Raw genomic sequence first — 17,562 nt, 5'->3', positions numbered from 1 at the left:
TCGTGGCTTCACGGCTGTGGTCCGGCACCTCCTCGAGGAGATGCCGGACCACAGCCGTTCGCGGGAGAGGGGGGGGCTACTCGCCGCCGCGGCGCGGTTTGACGGCGGTCAGATCCAGGTCCATCGGGAAGGGGGCACTCACCTTCATACGCTCGCGGAAGATGCCGACGCTGGTGTAGGCACGGGTGGTGGGCTCCAGCTCGAAGGCGTGGACGACAGCGAGGCCCTTCTCGTTCTCCACCCGCCAGTAGTGGGCGATGCCCGCCCGGGCGTACTTCAGGGGCTTGGTCTCGCGGTCGCGGGAGACGGAGTCCGGCGAGGTGACCTCCACCGCCAGCACGACCTCGGTCGCAGGTACACGGGTCTGTTCGAGGCACGTCAATCCCGCTTCCCGCAGGACGATCACGTCAGCCTCCAACCGGTTCCGCCGGTCCACGTCGATGCTGAACCTGCACAGAACGTCGAGCCCTGGTACGGCGGCTGTGGAGAGCTGCCGTCCGAAGAAGCTCGTGGCCCGCTCGTGAAAGGCCGACTGCGGGCAGGGGAAGACGAGTGCCGCGTCGAGAAGTTGCGTGTGCAGGGGCAGGCCGGGAAGGCGGTCCAGGTCGTCAGCGGTCCAGCCGCCATCGGGAGGCACCGGCCATTCAAAAGGCGGGGCTTCGGGCGCCAATCTCACTCGTCCTTGCTGATAGGAGGCGGACAGTGCAGCAGGTTATCGGCTCGTAGCTTTCCGTGAGGGGTGGAGCCTGTGGATAACTCTCGGGCTGTCGGTGCGGACCCCTATCGTTGAGGCAGTGGTCGGGGCAGGACGGACCAGATGGACCGGACGGACCGGACAGGCGAGGCAGTACGTACGGGGGACGAGACGATGGGCGGGACGGGCGTGATCGGCGAGATGGCAGAGACGGCGCAGGTGAGGGACGGGGACAGCGAGGCGCTGGCCACCCTGCACCGGGTCTTCGGATACGACGCCTTCCGCGGTGAGCAGGAGGCGATCGTCGAGCACGTGATCGCCGGCGGTGACGCCGTCGTGCTCATGCCGACCGGCGGCGGAAAGTCCCTGTGCTACCAGATTCCGTCCCTGGTGAGGCCCGGCACTGGCATCGTGGTCTCGCCGCTGATCGCGCTGATGCAGGACCAGGTCGACGCGCTGCGGGCGCTCGGCGTGCGGGCGGGGTTCATGAACTCCACGCAGGACTTCGACGAGCGGCGCGTGACCGAGGCCGAGTTCCTCGCCGGGGAGCTGGACCTGCTGTACCTGGCGCCCGAGCGGCTGCGCCTGGACAGCACCCTCGACCTGCTCTCCCGCGGCAAGATCTCGCTCTTCGCCATCGACGAGGCGCACTGCGTGTCGCAGTGGGGCCACGACTTCCGGCCCGACTACCTCGCCCTGTCCCTGCTCGGCGAGCGCTGGCCGGACGTGCCCCGCCTCGCCCTCACGGCGACGGCCACCGACGCCACCCACCGCGAGATCACAGAGCGGCTGCACATGCCGGCGGCGCGGCACTTCGTGGCCAGCTTCGACCGGCCCAACATCCAGTACCGGATCGTGCCGAAGTCCGACCCCAAGAAGCAGCTCCTGGGCTTCCTGCGGCAGGAGCACCCCGGGGACGCCGGCATCGTGTACTGCCTCTCGCGCAACTCGGTGGAGAAGACCGCCGAGTTCCTCTCGCGCAACGGAGTCGAGGCGGTGCCGTACCACGCGGGCCTGGACGCGGGCACCCGCGCCGCGCACCAGTCGAGGTTCCTGCGCGAGGAGGGCCTGGTCGTCGTGGCGACCATCGCCTTCGGCATGGGCATCGACAAGCCCGACGTGCGGTTCGTCGCCCACCTGGACCTGCCCAAGTCGGTCGAGGGCTACTACCAGGAGACCGGCCGTGCCGGGCGGGACGGCCTGCCCTCCACGGCATGGATGGCGTACGGCCTCAACGACGTCATACAGCAGCGCAAGCTGATCCAGTCCGGCGAGGGCGACGAGGCATTCCGGCGCCGCGCCCAGTCCCATCTGGACGCCATGCTCGCCCTGTGCGAGACCGCCCGGTGCCGTCGCGGCCAGCTCCTCGCCTACTTCGGACAGGACCCGGACGGGGCCGGCTGCGGCAACTGCGACACCTGCCTGACCCCGCCCGAGACCTGGGACGGCACGGTGGCGGCGCAGAAGGTGCTGTCGACGGTGGTGCGGCTGAAGCGCGAGCGAGGGCAGAAGTTCGGCGCCGGGCAGATCATCGACATCCTGCTGGGCAAGCGCACCGCCAAGGTGATCCAGTTCGACCACGACCAGCTCTCCGTGTTCGGCATCGGCGAGGAGCTGACCGAGAGCGAGTGGCGGGGCGTCGCCCGGCAGCTGCTGGCCCAGGGCCTGCTCGCGGTGGAGGGGGAGTACGGCACGCTGGTGCTGACCGACACCAGCGGCGAGGTCCTGCGGCGCGAGCGGGAGGTGCCGCTGCGCAAGGAGCCCAAGAAGCCCGCCGCGGCCAGGTCGGCGGGCGGTGGACGCGGCGAGCGCAAGGCGAAGGCGGCCGCGGCCGAGCTGCCCGCGGAGCTGGTCCCCGCCTTCGAGGCACTGCGCGCCTGGCGTGCGGAACAGGCCCGCGAGCAGGGCGTCCCGGCGTACGTCATCTTCCACGACGCCACCCTCCGGGAGGTCGCCACCGTCTGGCCCACCTCGGTGGCGCAGCTCGGCGGCATCAGCGGGGTCGGTGAGAAGAAGCTGGCGACGTACGGGGAGGGCGTGGTCGGCGTGCTGGCCGCACTGGAGGGCCCGGCCACCGACGGAGGAGGACCGGCGGGGGAGGAGGAATGGGGCCCCGAGCCGGAGCCGGGACCGGAGCCCGAGCCCGACGACTGGGCGTAGGCGGCGAGCCGTCGGGCGGTGCCGTCGGGACCGTGCGGTCAGGCCAGTGCCGTCAGCCCCGGGGCGAAGGTGATCAGGAGGGGGATGAGAGGGACCAGGGCGGCTGTCGCCGTGGTCAGGGCGCGGTGGCGGCGGGGCATGCGGGGCCGGGGTTCCAGGAGGCGGTCGACCCGCTCGCCGAGCAGACGGTGGCTGGACGCGCAGGAGAGGACGCCGCGGTGCTGGTTCAGCTCGATCAGGGCCAGCGCGGTGGTCAGGTGGCCGCAGCGGCGGGAGGCGGTGTCGTCGGCCGAGAGCTCGACCAGGCGGTGGGTCTGGTCGCAGAAGTGGGCGAAGAGCGGCACGCTGGGGAAGCCGGTGGCCAGGGCGGTGGACAGGTGCAGCAGCCAGTCGTGGCGGGCCCGGGCGTGGCCGCGCTCGTGGGTCAGGACGGCGTCCAGCTGATGGTCGGTGAGCCGGTGCAGGGCACCTGTGGTGACGATCAGCTGGGGCGGGTTGCCGGGCATCCACCAGGCGTCCGGGTACTCGTCCTCCAGGACCAGCAGGGGGCCGCGGGCGGCGGGGAGCCCGGCGGGCAGGTCGGGGGCGCGCTCGCGCAGGTGGGCGCGTGAGCGGGCGCGCCGGCGGCGGGCCTCGACGAGTTCGCGGGCGAGCATCGCGGTCGTCCAGGCGGCACCGCCCGCCAGCAGGAGGGTGAGGACGGCCGCCCAGACCGGTCCGGCGGAGAGGTTGTACGCCGCGGTCACCGCGGGCGGCGCCGGAGCGAAGAGCTGGGCGCGCACGGTGCCGAAGACGGCGGTGGCGCCGAGGACGAGAGCCGTCAGGCAGCACAGCAGCACGGTGGCGACCAGGCACTGCCACACCCACAGCGCGACCACGGGATCCCGCTCGGGCCACGCGGAGCGGGTCAGCGCGCGGGGCACCGGCACCGCGGCGGTCACGGCGACGACGAACAGCAGGAGCAGGCAGACGGTCATGCCACTGGCTCCGGATCCTGGTCGAAGGATGGGCGGCTCTGGCTGTACTGGGGCTGTGCTGTGCTGAGTCGGGTGGTGCCGGCCCGGGTCGTGCGGGACCCCGGGCGCACACCGCCCGACGCCAGTATGACGGGGCCGGGCGGTGTGAGTCAGGTGTCGGCGGGCACCGGCTGTGGAATTCGGGCGCGGGCCCTGTGGGTAGGTGTGGGCGCCCGGAGGGTGGGACGTCCCGTCGGACGCCCCGTCGGACGTGCGTCAGGCCTCCCGGCCGACCACCCGTCCGGTGACCTCGCCCAGTCCGACCCGGACGCCGTCCGGTCCGGGTGCCCAGGCCGACAGGGTCACCACGTCGCCGTCCTCCAGGAACGTCCGCTTGCCGTCCGGGAGTTCCAGCGGGTCGCGGCCGTTCCAGGTCAGTTCGAGGAGCGATCCACGCTCCCGCTCGGTGGGCCCGCTCACCGTGCCCGAGCCGTAGAGGTCGCCGGTGCGCAGCGAGGCACCGTTGACCGTCATGTGGGCCAACTGCTGGGCGGCCGTCCAGTACATGGTGGAGAACGGCGGCTCGGAGACCACGTGACCGTTGACGGCGACGGAGATCCGCAGGTCGTAACCGCCGGGGCCGTCCTGGTCGTCGTTCGTGTCGTCCAGGTAGGGCAGCAGTTCGTGTGTGCGCTCGGGCGGTGCGACCCGGGCCTCGTCCAGGGCGTCCAGCGGCGTGATCCACGCCGACACGGACGTCGCGAAGGACTTGCCGAGGAACGGGCCGAGCGGGACGTACTCCCAGGCCTGGATGTCCCGCGCCGACCAGTCGTTGAGCAGGCAGAGTCCGAAGACGTGCTCGCGGAAGTCGCCGAGCCCCACCGGGCTGCCCAGGGCGGACGGCGTGCCCACCACGAAGCCCACCTCGGCCTCGATGTCGAGACGGACGGACGGGCCGAAGACGGGAGCGGCGTCGGCCGGGGCCTTGCGCTGCCCCGACGGGCGTACGACGTCCGTGCCGGAGACGACGACCGTGCCGGAGCGGCCGTGGTAGCCGATCGGCAGGTGCTTCCAGTTCGGGGTGAGGGAGTCGGCGGCGTCGGGGCGGAAGATCCGGCCGACGTTGCGGGCGTGGTTCTCGGAGGCGTAGAAGTCGACGTAGTCGGCGACCTCGAAGGGCAGATGCAGGGTCACCGACGACAGCGGGTGGAAGAGGGGTTCGAGGACCTCGCGGTGGGAGGGGACCGTCACCCACGCCGTCAGCGCCCGCCGCACGTCCGACCAGGCCGTACGCCCGGCGGCCAGCAGCGGGTTGAGGGTGGGCCGCGCCAGCAGGGACGCGTACGGCGAGCCGAGCGCGTGGGCCGCCGCTCCCGCGTCGAGGACGTGGTCGCCGAGCCGGACGCCCACCGTCGGTTCCGTCCGCTCCTGCGAGCCGGGGATCGAGAACACGCCGTACGGAAGGTTGTGCGGGCCGAAGGGGTCGCCCTCGGGGACATCGAAGGGGGGCATCGGGTGCTGCCTCGCTTTCGTGCTCGCCATGTGCGCCGTGCGCGCTGTGTGTCGTGCGGGCCACGTTACGGGTGACCCCCCGGTCTTGGGCAGTGCGGCCGGAGGCGGCGTCCGGCAGGTCGCGCCGTCGTCGACCGGTGCACGGGCCCCGAGCCGGCCTCGGCCGGGGATGCGTCAGGTTGTGAGCACGATCGGGCGTCGGTGTGCATCCGTGGCCGGGTCCGAACGCACTCGCTACGTCCTCGTTCGGAAGCGGTCGCGGGTGAGTCGGACGGGTGCGGTGTCCGTATTCTCTGATCATGGACCGCACCGCATATTCACTCGTCGCCACCGACCTGGACGGCACGCTGCTCCGCGGCGACGACACCGTCTCCGAACGGTCGCTGGCCGCGCTGGCGCGGGTCGCCGGGGCGGGTGCGCGGCACCTGGTGGTGACGGGCCGGCCGGCCCCCCGGGTGCGCTCCCTGCTCGACCGCCTCGGCTGCACGGGGCTCGCGGTGTGCGGGCAGGGCGCGCAGGTGTACGACGCCGGCGCGCACCGCATGCTGTGGTCGGTCACCCTGGACCGGGAGCTGGCCGAGACCGCGCTCGGCAAGATCGAGGCCGAGGTGGGCCAGGTGCACGCCGCCGTCGACCAGGACGGCGTCGACGGGCTGACGCTCATCGAGCCGGGCTACCTGATGCCCCACCCCGCCCTGCCCGCGGTGCGCGTCGAGCGGCGTGAGGAGTTGTGGCGCACGCCCATCACCAAGGTGCTGCTGCGCCACTCCGAGCTGACCGACGACGAGTTGGCGGCGACGGCGCGCGCGGTGGTCGGTTCCCTCGCGACGGTCACCATGTCGGGGCCCGGCACGGTCGAGCTCCAGCCGTGCGGCATCACCAAGGCGACCGGCCTGGCCCTGGCCGCCGAGCATCTGGGCCTGCGGCGGCGCCACACGATCGCCTTCGGGGACATGCCCAACGACATCCCCATGTTCCAGTGGGCGGCCCACGGCGTCGCCATGGCCGGGGCCCACCCCGAACTCAAGGCGGTGGCCGACGAGGTCACCACGACGAACGAGGACGACGGCGTGGCCGTCGTCCTCGAGCGGATCTTCGGTACTTCTTAGCGGGCCATCGCGGCGGTGCGGCTCAGTACGCGCTGAAGACGTTGTCCATCGAGCCGTAGCGGTCGGCCGCGTAGTTGCAGGCGGCGGTGATGTTGGCGACGGGGTCGTACGGGTCCCAGGAGGTGCCGGGCACGTGGTACGCCTGGAAGGTCGGGTCGATCACCTGGAGCAGGCCCTTGGACGGGGTGCCGTTGATGGCGTTGATGTCCCAGTTGTTGATGGCCATCGGGTTGCCGGAGGACTCCCGCATGATGTTGCGGTAAATGCCGTCGTAGGTCCCGGGGATGCCGTGCTGGGCCATGATGTCGAGCGACTCGCGGATCCAGCCGTCGAGGTTGTTCGGGTACGTCGTCGCCGCCGTGGTGGCGGTCGTGGCGGCGGCCGGGGTGGCCGCGGAGGCGGTGGTGGCGCCGATGAGCGGCAGCGCGAGCACCGCGGCACCGGTGCCGGCCACGGCGAGCTTGCGGGCGAGGCGGCCGGTGAAGGCGTGACGGATCTGACCGTTGGCAGACATGCTGTGTCCCTCTCCTTACGCCTACGAGGTGAGCTGTCGGGTTCGGGCGGGGAGGTGCCCGGCCGCGCCCCTGACGGGTACGGCTTCACCCCTAGCCGCTCCGGTGGTGACCGGTGCGGCGACTTACCTGGGTCCCCCGCTCCTGCCGGCGAGTGTGTTGGGTGCATGACTGTGCGACGGGCGGTGGCAGGATTCGGCGTCCGCCCGACAGGCCGGGAACGTATGCGAGAGCACATGTCCGGAACAAGTGCAGGAATCACCCAACGCGCCTGTTGACCTTGGTCTGGGGTGTTTGTGGCTCTTGATCCTTTGCGGCTGTCAACCCTCAACTGGCTTGCGGGGCAAAGGGAGGGCACAGGTTCCGGCGAGGTTGCCTGCGAGGGGATCCGAGTGAGCCAACTCACTGCCCTCAACAAGCACGGCAAAACGGGCATTAGCCTCAATCGTGAGTCAACCGGCCCTCGATGGGGACGGCTTCGGGTGTCGAGGGAGGGTGAGGGGGAAGCGGGGAGGGGTGGACCTGCGGGGCGGGACCGGTAGGACGGGGTCGGCAGAGCGGGGTCGGCAGGGCGGGCGTGTCGTGTCTGCGGGACGGGCGCGCGTGTCGATTGGGTGACGTTCTCGAAGTGCGGGCCGTTGTGAGGAGTGGTGGGATCTTGGACGGCGACTTCCGGCCCGCTCGCCCTTCGGGGTCCGGCTCATCCTCTGGTGATATCGATCAAAATCTGCTCATATCACCTGATCAAAAACATACCGTTCATGATCTGATACCGACCGGCCTGTAACGGTGGGCGCTAGCGGTGATCGAAACGTGACCGGATACGCTGACTTGAGTGGTGGCAGCGACCTATCGACAAACCAGGTAATCGCCAGTAGACACCAGCAGACAGGAGACCCCTCGTGACCGTCGTCGGGCCGTTCGGGCTGAGCGTGCGGGACCAGGCTCTGGAAGCCGATGTCCAGGCCGGATTGGTTGCTGTCGAGGAAGGGTTGCTTGAGGCAACCAAAAGCGAGGTGCCGTTCATCACGGAGGCCGCCCAGCACCTGGTGCGGGCCGGCGGGAAACGGTTCCGGCCGCTGCTGGTGATGCTCTCGGCCCAGTTCGGCGACCCCTACGCCCCCGGGATCGTCCCCTCGGCCGTGGTCGTGGAGCTGACCCACCTCGCCACGCTGTACCACGACGACGTGATGGACGAGGCCGCCGTGCGGCGCGGGGTGCCCAGCGCCAACACCCGCTGGGACAACTCGGTCGCGGTCCTCACCGGCGACTTCCTCTTCGCCCGCGCCTCGCAGATCCTCGCCGATCTCGGACCCGAGGCGGTCCGCGTCCAGGCCCTCGCGTTCGAGCGGCTGGTCACCGGCCAGATCCTGGAGACGGCCGGCCCCCAGGACGGCCGCGACCCGGTCGACCACTACCTGGACGTGCTGGGCGGCAAGACGGGCTCGCTGGTGGCGGTCTCCTGCCGGTTCGGCGCGATGATGTCCGGCGCCGACGAGACGGTGGTCGACGTGCTCACCCAGTACGGCGAGCGGCTCGGCGTCGCCTTCCAGCTGGCCGACGACGTCCTGGACATCGCCTCCGACTCCGACGAGTCCGGCAAGACGCCCGGCACGGACCTGCGCGAAGGCATCCCCACCCTGCCCGTGCTGCGGCTGCGCGAGCGGGCCGCCCGGCTGGGGCTCGCCGAGGACATCGCCCTGTGCGAGCTGCTCGACTCGGACCTGAGTGACGACGCACGGCACGCCGAGGCGCTGCGCCTGCTGCGCGCCCATCCCGCCCTCGAACAGGCGCGCCGGGACACCGTCCGGTACGCCAAGGAGGCCCGGGCCGCGCTGGCCCCGCTGCGGGAGTGCGACGCGAAGGCCGCGCTGGTGGAGCTGTGCGACGCGGTGGTGCACCGCGCCGGGTGACCGCCACCCCGCTCCGCACCTCACGAGCCGTCCGCTCCGCCCCGTACCCTCACGAGCCGTCCGCCCCGCCCCCACTGACACGTGCCGTCCGCCGGGTGCCGTACACCGGCCCCTACGGGCCGGGGGAGCCGTCGCCCCTCCGTGTCATCCCGCAGGAGTAGGCGGAGTTGAGTCCGCGGTCTGACGCCTGCGCTCCGCTGATTTGGTCAGATGGACACTACGGACACACACCAATCCTCACCGATTCGGGTGAGAATGGCGGCTCACGGGTGAACACGTGCGAGGTCGTGAGACAGCCGCCGCCGACGACGGAGGTAGGGCACACATGGCACCGATCGATTCCGACGACAACAGGACCGCCGGGGAGGGCGAGGAGCTGCGCGCCGGGCGGCGCAAGGCCGCGCGGTACGTCGTCCCGGTCGCGGTGATGGGAGTGGCGGCCGCGACGATCGGGCTGGTTCCCGCGCTCGCCGACTCCGGGGACCCCGACCTGCCGAAGGTCACGGCGGAGCAGCTCATCGAGAAGATCGCCAAGTCGGATGTCCAGCAGATGTCGGGCACGGTGCGGATCAACACCGATCTGGGCCTGCCGGACCTCGGCGGCCTGGAGAGCGGCCTGATGTCCGGCATGTCCGGAGGTCCGGGCGCGGGCGGGGACGGCGAGGGCTCCGCCGCCGACCCGTCGGCCAAGCTCACCGAGCTGGTGTCGGGCAGCCACACGCTCCGCGTCGCGGCCGACGGCCCCGACCGGCAGAAGCTCTCCCTGCTGGAGAACGCCGCCGAGTACAGCCTGATCCACAACGGCGACGACGTCTGGGGCTACGACAGCAAGTCCAACGAGGTCTACCACTCCACCACCTCCGGCAGCGACGGACGGCCGGGGAAGGACGTGCCGGAGAAGGACGTGCCGGCCACCCCGAAGGACTTCGCCGACCAGGCGCTCAAGGCGGTCGACGACACCACCTCCGTGACCGTCGGCGGCACCGCCCAGGTGGCCGGCCGGGACGCGTACCGCCTGGTCGTCGAGCCCAAGCAGGAGGGTTCCACGGTCGGTGCGATCACCGTGGCCGTGGACGCCGAGACCGGCACGCCGCTGAAGTTCACGCTGACTCCGGCGAGCGGCGGCGCCGCCGTGGTGGACGTGGGCTTCACCAAGGTCAGCTTCGCCAAGCCGGACGCGTCGACGTTCGACTTCACGCCGCCCGAGGGGGCGAAGGTCACCGAGGCCGACGAGAGCGCCAAGGCTCCCGAGCACGGGCGCCCGGCCGAGGGCGGGCTCGCCGAGGGCCTGGACGGCCTGAAGGTCGTCGGCGAGGGCTGGAACGCGATCGCCACCTTCGACACCGGCGCCCGGGGCGGCCTGCCCACGGCATCCCCGGACGGCGACCTCGGCGCTCTCGGCGGCTTCCTCGGCTCCTTCGGCGACCAGGTCAAGGGCGACTTCGGCTCGGGCACGGTCTTCAAGACCCGCCTCGTCAACGCCCTGATCACCGACGACGGAAAGGTCTACGCCGGTGCGGTCACCAAGGACGCGCTGGTGAAGGCGGCCGACGCCGCGCAGTAGGACGTACGCGACACGCCCACTCCGTAGGGGGCGCAGGACGAAGTGAGGGAAACGAGGGAGCCGATGGCCGAACCGTCCGCCACGGAGCCGAAGCGCCCGGACCGCGAGCCGGACCGGGGGGAGAGCGCGGACGGCGCCGTCATCGCCACCCGCGGGCTCACCAAGCGCTACCGCGGCGGGCAGCTCGCCGTCGACGGTCTGGACCTGACCGTCCCGGCGGGCAGCGTCTTCGGCTTCCTCGGGCCCAACGGCTCCGGCAAGACCACCACCATCCGCATGCTGATGGGACTGATCGAACCCACCTCGGGCAGCGCCCGGGTCCTGGGCCGGCCCATGCCGCGCGCGTCCCGCACCGTACTGCCCCGGGTCGGCGCCCTCATCGAGGGCCCGGCCCTGTACGGCTTCCTCTCCGGGCGCGACAACCTGCTGCGCTACGACGCCGCCGACCCGACCGCCGACCCGCGCACCCGGCGCGAGCGCGTCGCCGCGGCGCTCGACCGGGTCGGCCTCGCGGCCGCCGGCGGCAAGAAGGCGAAGGCGTACTCGCTCGGCATGAAGCAGCGGCTCGGCCTCGCCGCGGCGCTGCTCCAGCCGCGCCGCCTGCTCGTCCTGGACGAGCCGACCAACGGGCTCGACCCCCAGGGCATGCGCGAGATCCGCACCCTCGTGCGCGAACTGGCCTCCGACGGCACCACCGTCTTCCTCTCCTCCCACCTGCTGGACGAGATCGAGCAGGTGTGCACCCACGCCGCCGTGATGGCACAGGGGCGGCTGATCACCCAGGGTGCGGTCGCCGACCTGTCGGCCGGGGCGCGCGGCCGGCTGGTGGTGACCACGCCCGACCCGGGCGACGCGGCCCGGGTGCTGAAGGAACAGGGGGCGGCCGACGTGGTCGTCGACGGTGACCGGGCGACGGCCGAACCACCGGAGCGCGACCTTGCCGAGGTGAACGCGGCGCTGGTCGCGGCCGGGGTCCGGGTCAGGGGCTTCGCCCTGGAACGCGCCTCGTTGGAGGACGCCTTCGTGGCGCTGACGGGAGAGGGATTCGATGTCGCGGGCTGACGTGCGGGGCGAGCCGGTGGAGGAGTCCGAGGCCACTGCGCCCGGTACGGCGCCGGGCCCGGGCGCCGTGCGGAGCCCGAGCCCGCTGTGGTCGCTCGGGCTGCTCCGCAGCGAACTGCTGATCACGTTCCGGCGCTGGCGCACCCTCGCCCTGCTGGCCGTGCTCGCCGCCGTGCCGATCCTGGTCGGCATCGCCGTGAAGATCGAGACGAGCGACGGGTCCTCGCTGGGCGGTGGCGGCGGTGGCGGCGAGGGACCGGCGTTCATCTCGCAGATCAGCAACAATGGGCTGTTCCTGGTCTTCACCGCGCTCGCCGCGACCCTCCCGTTCTTCCTGCCGATGGCCATCGGCGTCGTGGCGGGCGACGCGATCGCGGGCGAGTCGAGCGCGGGCACGCTCCGCTACCTCCTGGTCGCCCCGGCCGGCCGCTCCCGGCTGCTGCTGACCAAGTACGCGACGGTGATCGCCTTCTGCCTGGCCGCCACCCTGGTCGTCGCGGTCTCGGCGCTCGCGGTCGGCGCGCTGCTGTTCCCGGTCGGCGACCTGATCACCATCTCCGGCACTCGCATCACCTACGCCGAGGGTCTGGGGCGGGCGCTGCTGATCGCCCTGGTGGTGGCCGCCTCGCTCGTCGGCGTCGCGGCCCTCGGCCTGTTCGTCTCCACCCTGACGGGCAGCGGCATCGCGGCGATGGCGACCACGGTGGGGCTGCTGATCACCGTCCAGATCCTCGACCAGATCCCGCAGCTCGACGCCCTCCAGCCGTACTTCTTCTCGCACTACTGGCTGTCCTTCGCCGACCTGATGCGCGAACCGGTCTACTGGGACGACCTGGTCAAGAACCTGGGCCTCCAGGCCCTCTACGCGGCGGTCTTCGGCTCGGCGGCCTGGGCCCGGTTCACCACCCGCGACATCACGGCGTGAGGAGGGGCGGCCTCAGCGGGCCTGCCGCACCGACAGGAGCAGGGCGTCGTCGTCCCCCCTCCGGACGAACAGGGCCCCCTTGCCCAGCGCGGCGGCCGGCACCAGGGTGTCCCCGGGCAGCGCCTCGGGCGTCCCGGTGCCCTTCGGCACCACGACGCCCGCCCCCGGGCCCGTGGTGCCGTACGCGGTGCCGTCGTCGGTGACGGCGGTGACCGTGACGCCCGGCCGGTCGCCCTCGGCGGCCAGGCACCGGCCCGTGCCCGCCCGGACGTCGAACAGGACCGGGCCCAGACCCAGACGGGTGCCGTTCGGCGAGGCCACCGGCGCGCTCGGGGTGTCCGGGCCGTCGTCGTCGCAGACGGTGCTCGCCAGCAGCCGGCCGCTCGCCAGGTCGTGTGCCGACCACACGTAGGAGCCCGCGGAGCCGGCCGCCCGCCAGCGGGCGACGAACATGCCGTCGCGGACGCCGGCGAGGGTGCCGTTCTGCTCCCCGCTGACGAACGTCCGGCCCGTCTCGACGCCGTCGGGCGCGATGTCCTCGCCGCTCCAGCCGCCCGGCACCCGGATGCCGCCCGACGCGCCGCCTACCACGGGCCCGTCGGGGGTGACGGCCACCACGGTGCTGCCGGCGCACATCGCCGAGTCGCAGTCGGGGATCAGCCCGGCGGGATCGTCGTACCGTGTCACGCGGCCGGTGCCCAGGTCCACGACGGCCCGGTGATCGCCGGCCGAACGCCAGGAGAGCAGCAGCCCGGCGCCGCCGTCCCGGGCCTGGACCGAGCCCTCCTGCGTGTTCACCGGGATCTCGACCTCGTGGAGCGGGGCGACGGAGTCGCCGGAGGCGTCCAGCGGGTAGACCCCGATCCGGACGGTCTCCTTCTCCTTGGTCAGGGCGCCGTCGGTCCGCTCACCTACCGCCCACGCGGCCAGATAGGTGCGGTCGCCCTGACGTACGGCGGTCAGCCGGGGCGCCGACGGGCCGCCGGGTGCGTCCGGGTCCGTCGCCGGGACCCGGTAGGCGGCGCTGGTCCAGCGCACCTTGCCCGTCGCCGCGTCCCGGACCCGGACCGCGTAGCCGTCGCCGTCGCCGGAGGGCTCGACGTAGGCGACCGTGCCGCCGACCGCGACGACCGGCTCGGCCCCGGTGTCCGAGGGCGCCCGGCCCGCTTCCTCGTCCCAGCCCTTCCCCCCGTCGAAGGCGGGGGGAACGGGGAGTCGGGGCGTGGCGTGGCCACCCTCCGGGCCCTGCCCCGCGCCGTCCCGCTCCCCGTCGTCGCCCGAGCCGCACCCGGCGAGCAGTACCGCGGCCAGGGCGGCCGCCAGTGCGGTCCTCGTGGTGCGCATCTTCCGTTCCTCCGTGCTGGCTCGTCGTCAGGTACCCCGGACGCGGATGCGCCGGGCGGAGCGGCCGTGGGCCGTCACCGGGCGGGCCCGCCGCCCCCGCCCGGCTGCGGCGGTTTCGGCAGCCGGGGCGGCGTCGCCGGGCCACCGCCGGCCGGCCCGGTCCCGGGCGCGTTGCCCGGACCGGAGGGTCTGCGCCCGGACTGGAGGCGGGCCGCGCCGGCGATCGGGTTGGTGCCCGCACCGGCGACCGGAGTGCTGCCCGTCCCGGCGGCCGGGGGAGTGGTGCCCGTCCGGGCCGTCGGCGCGTTGCCGGACTGCTCCGCGCGGTGCTTGGCCAGGTGGGAGCCCTGGAGGGCGGTGGCCATGAAGCCGGCCGCCACGTTGCCGCTCTCCGGTGGCGCCGTCCTGCGGTCGACGACGGCCAGCCTGGCCATGTCCTTCTCGCTGAAGACGTTGCCGGGCAGCATCCGGGAGGCGGCCCCCGTCACGTCGACCGTGTGCTGCCGGTCACCCGCCTGGAAGTGCAGCCGGTAGCCGAGGTACTGCTCGCTCCTGTCGAAGAGCAGCTCGCCCTTGACCTGGCCGCCCTGCTGCCGGGCCCAGGCGTCGAGGGTGTCCGCGGCCTGCGGCAGCCGGGCCACCCGGCCCAGGCAGGCGACGTAGGCGTCCCCCTCGACGTCGCGGGCCTTGAGCCGGACACCGCCGTCCGGGGCGCGGACCGTCTCGACGGCGCCCAGCCGCTGATTGGGGACGGTGACCAGGCGCCCGTTGCCGCCGAGTTCGGCGTCGTACTGCCGGCGCATCGCCAGGTACTGGGAGTCGTTGTGGAGGACCCAGGGCGCCGCGGTGCCCACCATGGTCACCCGGGCGTTCGGATTGCCCTCCAGGATGATCTCCGTGTTGGCGATGGCGCCGCCGCCGATGCCGGCGATCACCCAGTTGTCCGCGACCGTCGGGTCGTAGGCCCCGTCGCCGACCTCGTCCCCTAGCAGCACCCGCCCGGGAGCCTCGGCGGTCGCCTGCTCCCATTTCGCGGTCGCCACGACGGTCTCCCTGGCCCGCGCGGCCGGCGAGTCGTCGCCGGCCGCCCGCAACGCGTCGGCCACCGCCGGCTCGGCCAGGATGTCCAGGGCGGCCGCGGCCCGGCCCGGTCCCTCCGGCAGCGCGGCCAGCCGGTCCCGGGCCTGGAGCGCCTCGGGGGTGGCGACCGTGCCGAGGTGGTCCCCGAGCGCCCGGGCGGCCTCGTCCATCGTCGGCACCTGCCGGTTCACGCCCGGTACGACCTCGGGGGGAACGCCCGTGGCCACCAGCGGGGTGCCCACCACCTCGACGGTGACCGGGGGCGAGCCGTCGGCCGGGGAGATCTCGGCGAGCAGCCGCCCGTCGTCGGCGAGGTTCAGCGAGGCACGACCGTCGACCAGCGGGCCGCGGGCGGCCGCGGTGTCTTCCCACAACTGGAGCGCCGACAGCGAGACCCGGTCCTTCGGGTCCCCGAACTGGTACGGGTCCCAGCCCACTTCGCGCAGGTGCCGCACCTGGTCGGCGGACTGCACGATGCCCTTGATGGGGTCCACGTGCCAGCGGCCCCGCGAGTCGACCAGCAGGACGTCGGGGTCGCGGCCGGCGAGCGCGGCCCCGCCGCCGATCATGATCTCCCGCTGCGGGTACCGGCCCTCGGGCAGCGTGGCCGCCTCGGCACGCAGCTCCTCCAGCGTCCGCAGCCCGGTGTCGGTGCGCTGCCGGGCCGCTTCGTCCCGGGCGGCGCCGAGCTGCTCCCGGGGGATGGGCGTGCCGTCGGGGCCGAGGCCCGGCAGCGGGAACGCGGGGGCGGAGCCCAGCGGGGCGCTGTTCGCGCGGCCCTCCGCCACCCGGGACCGGTGCTCCTGGAGCACCTGGGCGTCGGCGGGGGCCAACTGGTCGATGGGCCTGCCCAGCTCCCGCAGCGCCCGCCGGGCGTCCGTCGTCAGGTGCCGCCCCACCGTGTCGGTGCGGATCGCGACCGCGTACTGCTCCAGCGTCCGGGCCGCCGTGTCGTCGGCCGGCGCGCCCACCCGCAGGCCGGTGTGGTCGATCAACTGGGACAGCTCGCCGCGGGCCTCCTGGCGTTGCGCGGCGGTCAGCGCCCCGTCGTTCATGCGTTCCGTGAGGTAGTTCAACTCGCCGATCCGGCCCAGGTCCTCGTCGGACAGCCGCGGTCGTTCCGGCAGCGCGGCGCCGCGGCCCAGCATGTCGGCGGAGGCGGGTGCCTCGGCGCGCTCGGCGCGGTCCCGCACGGAGAGCAGCTCGTTGACCTCGTGGCTCAGCGCGCGGCCGATCTGCTCGGGCGCGATGCGGTCGGAGAGCTGGACGACGTGGTTGTCGGAGGCGGTGTTCACGAAGCTGCGCGCCACGGTGCGCTCGGGCAGCGACGCGGACTCCAGCCGGACGGTGAGGGCCCTGGCGTTGTCGTCGGACAGCGAGAAGAAGCGGCGTCCGTCCTCCTCGACGATGCCGTTCACCCGCAGCCGGTCGGCGTACAGCGCCTGGACCACCACGGGCAGCGCCGCCTCGGCCTCGGCGAGCACGCGCTCGTGCGGAAGGCGGGTGCCGCTGTCCGCCCGAAAGCCGGTGCCGAGGACGTCCGTGGCCGTGATGACCGTCTCCTCCGGACGTTCCCTCTCGTCGCGCTGGTTCACTGACGTCTCCCCCCTGCGCCTATGAGCCCCGTAGAATCCTGCCATGTTGATCGCTCGTTCGTTGCAAGAGGCGCACCTCTACATCGACCTCCACCCCTGTGCGTGCGGGGCCGAGCAGTTCGCGCGCGAGCACCGGCTGGAGGATCACGACGGCGCCCTGACCGCGGTCTTCGAGGGCACCTGCCCCCAGTGCGGGCGCGCCCGGTCCTTCGCGTTCCGCATGGCGGACGAACTCCCGCCCGCGCCGCCCGCGTTCGGGGGCGATGAGCCGTCGAGCATCGTCGACCCGGGCGAGTTCATGTGGGTCAGCGACGAGATCTCCACCGAATCCGGCCTGCGCCTGCTCAACACCGCGCCGGCCGAGCACCGGGCGATGCGCCCGTCGACGGCGTACGCGATCGCCGCGCTGGAGGAGGTCGCCAAGTTCCTTCCCCCGGGCGGGAACAGCGTCCCCGAGGACCGATTCGTCTCGGAGCGCGGCCGGGCCCTGTACGCCAAGGACCCCGAGCGGTTCACCCGGGAGGAGATCGGGGCGGCCCTGGAGCTGAAGCGGTCCATCCTCGCCGGCATCGACCACTTCAGTCCGCCGCGGGGCTGAGGTCCAGCAGCAGTGCCATGACGCCGACCAGCGTGGCACTGCTGACGATCTCCCGGCGGGCGATCATCGCGCCGATCCGGGAGAGGGGTATCCACTCCAGCCGGTCCGACTCGTTGCGCTCGGTCGGTTCGCCGATCCGCACGGCGTCGTCCGTGCGGAAGACGAAGTGCCGGGCGTCGGTGATGCCGGCCGCGGGCTCCGCGCAGACCAGCTCGCGCACCGTTCCCGCACGCCATCCCGTCTCCTCCTCGAGCTCGCGCGCGGCCGCCCGCGCGGGCTTTTCGCCGTCCTCGACCAGCCCCATGGGCAGCTCCCACGCCCAGGTGTCCGTGACGAAGCGGTGCCGCCACATCATCAGCACCCGCCGCTCGCCGTCGACCGCCGCCGTCACGGCGACGTCGCGCAGCCTGACCACGTGGTAGTCGGTGCGGGTGCCGTCCGGCTGCTCGACGTCCAGCGCGCGCAGCCGCACCCACGGGGTGTCGTGGACGACGCGTTCGGAGTGGACGGTCCAGCGCATGAGGTCCTCCCTGGTCTG

General features: G+C 72.9%; 14 protein-coding genes and 1 riboswitch. Of the genes, 7 read left to right on the top strand and 7 right to left on the bottom strand.

Features of this window, described 5'->3' with window-relative positions:
• Positions 1-76: 76 nt before the first annotated feature.
• The gene (locus D1J63_RS15495; protein WP_125629311.1) at positions 77-676 is read right to left on the bottom strand and encodes a Uma2 family endonuclease; all 600 of its coding nucleotides are present in this window, start codon (positions 674-676) and stop codon (positions 77-79) included.
• Between the two features lie 192 nt (positions 677-868).
• On the opposite strand from D1J63_RS15495, the gene recQ reads away from it, so the two are divergent.
• Positions 869-2,854, top strand: a complete 1,986-nt coding sequence (gene recQ, locus D1J63_RS15490; protein ID WP_125629310.1) for a DNA helicase RecQ — start codon at positions 869-871, stop codon at positions 2,852-2,854.
• A 38-nt stretch (positions 2,855-2,892) separates the two neighbouring features.
• On the opposite strand, the gene D1J63_RS15485 is transcribed toward recQ, so the two are convergent.
• Positions 2,893-3,831 carry a M56 family metallopeptidase gene (locus D1J63_RS15485; protein ID WP_102928019.1) on the bottom strand — a complete coding sequence of 313 codons (939 nt, stop codon included), beginning with the start codon at positions 3,829-3,831 and terminating at the stop codon, positions 2,893-2,895.
• Between the two features lie 255 nt (positions 3,832-4,086).
• Positions 4,087-5,322 carry a fumarylacetoacetase gene (gene fahA / locus D1J63_RS15480; protein ID WP_125629309.1) on the bottom strand — a complete coding sequence of 412 codons (1,236 nt, stop codon included), beginning with the start codon at positions 5,320-5,322 and terminating at the stop codon, positions 4,087-4,089.
• 299 nt (positions 5,323-5,621) lie between these two features.
• Here fahA and D1J63_RS15475 point away from each other — a divergent pair, with 299 nt between their 5' ends.
• On the top strand, positions 5,622-6,431 hold the full coding sequence (locus tag D1J63_RS15475; RefSeq protein ID WP_102928017.1) for an HAD family hydrolase: 810 nt from the start codon (positions 5,622-5,624) through the stop codon (positions 6,429-6,431).
• Between the two features lie 22 nt (positions 6,432-6,453).
• Here D1J63_RS15475 and D1J63_RS15470 read toward each other — a convergent pair whose 3' ends face one another.
• Positions 6,454-6,945 (bottom strand): transglycosylase SLT domain-containing protein, encoded by a 492-nt coding sequence (locus D1J63_RS15470; RefSeq protein WP_125629308.1) that lies wholly within the window; start codon positions 6,943-6,945, stop codon positions 6,454-6,456.
• Positions 6,946-6,949: 4 nt separating this feature from the next.
• A riboswitch (cyclic di-AMP (ydaO/yuaA leader) is annotated at positions 6,950-7,106 on the bottom strand.
• A 739-nt stretch (positions 7,107-7,845) separates the two neighbouring features.
• On the opposite strand from D1J63_RS15470, the gene D1J63_RS15465 reads away from it, so the two are divergent.
• The 4 genes from D1J63_RS15465 to D1J63_RS15450 all read left to right on the top strand — a co-directional run bounded on the left by D1J63_RS15465 (position 7,846) and on the right by D1J63_RS15450 (position 12,407).
• Positions 7,846-8,856, top strand: coding sequence for a polyprenyl synthetase family protein (locus D1J63_RS15465; protein ID WP_125629307.1), 1,011 nt, complete (start codon positions 7,846-7,848; stop codon positions 8,854-8,856).
• 325 nt (positions 8,857-9,181) lie between these two features.
• A complete protein-coding gene (locus tag D1J63_RS15460; protein ID WP_125629306.1) occupies positions 9,182-10,420 on the top strand; it encodes an outer membrane lipoprotein carrier protein LolA in 1,239 nt (412 codons plus the stop codon).
• Positions 10,421-10,483: 63 nt separating this feature from the next.
• Positions 10,484-11,482: an ABC transporter ATP-binding protein gene (locus tag D1J63_RS15455; RefSeq protein ID WP_125629305.1), complete on the top strand. Its 999-nt coding sequence runs from the start codon at positions 10,484-10,486 to the stop codon at positions 11,480-11,482.
• Positions 11,469-12,407, top strand: a complete 939-nt coding sequence (locus tag D1J63_RS15450; protein ID WP_232250503.1) for an ABC transporter permease — start codon at positions 11,469-11,471, stop codon at positions 12,405-12,407. Before D1J63_RS15455 ends, D1J63_RS15450 begins: the two co-directional genes overlap by 14 nt.
• A 12-nt stretch (positions 12,408-12,419) precedes the next feature.
• Here D1J63_RS15450 and D1J63_RS15445 read toward each other — a convergent pair whose 3' ends face one another.
• Positions 12,420-13,751 carry a hypothetical protein gene (locus D1J63_RS15445; protein WP_125629304.1) on the bottom strand — a complete coding sequence of 444 codons (1,332 nt, stop codon included), beginning with the start codon at positions 13,749-13,751 and terminating at the stop codon, positions 12,420-12,422.
• A gap of 74 nt (positions 13,752-13,825) precedes the next feature.
• Entirely contained in the window at positions 13,826-16,426 is a 2,601-nt protein-coding gene (locus D1J63_RS15440) for a hypothetical protein (protein WP_125629303.1), read from the bottom strand.
• Between the two features lie 43 nt (positions 16,427-16,469).
• On the opposite strand from D1J63_RS15440, the gene D1J63_RS15435 reads away from it, so the two are divergent.
• A complete protein-coding gene (locus D1J63_RS15435; RefSeq protein WP_125629302.1) occupies positions 16,470-17,024 on the top strand; it encodes a hypothetical protein in 555 nt (184 codons plus the stop codon).
• Here the strand turns inward: D1J63_RS15435 and D1J63_RS15430 are convergent.
• Positions 17,005-17,544, bottom strand: coding sequence for an NUDIX hydrolase (locus D1J63_RS15430; RefSeq protein ID WP_125629301.1), 540 nt, complete (start codon positions 17,542-17,544; stop codon positions 17,005-17,007). The two genes, D1J63_RS15435 and D1J63_RS15430, sit on opposite strands and share 20 nt — an antisense overlap.
• Between the last annotated feature and the right edge of the window lie 18 nt (positions 17,545-17,562).

Source organism: Streptomyces sp. KPB2 (assembly GCF_003950055.1).
GTDB lineage: Bacteria > Actinomycetota > Actinomycetes > Streptomycetales > Streptomycetaceae > Streptomyces > Streptomyces salinarius.
This window is presented reverse-complemented; position numbering and strand designations above follow the sequence as displayed.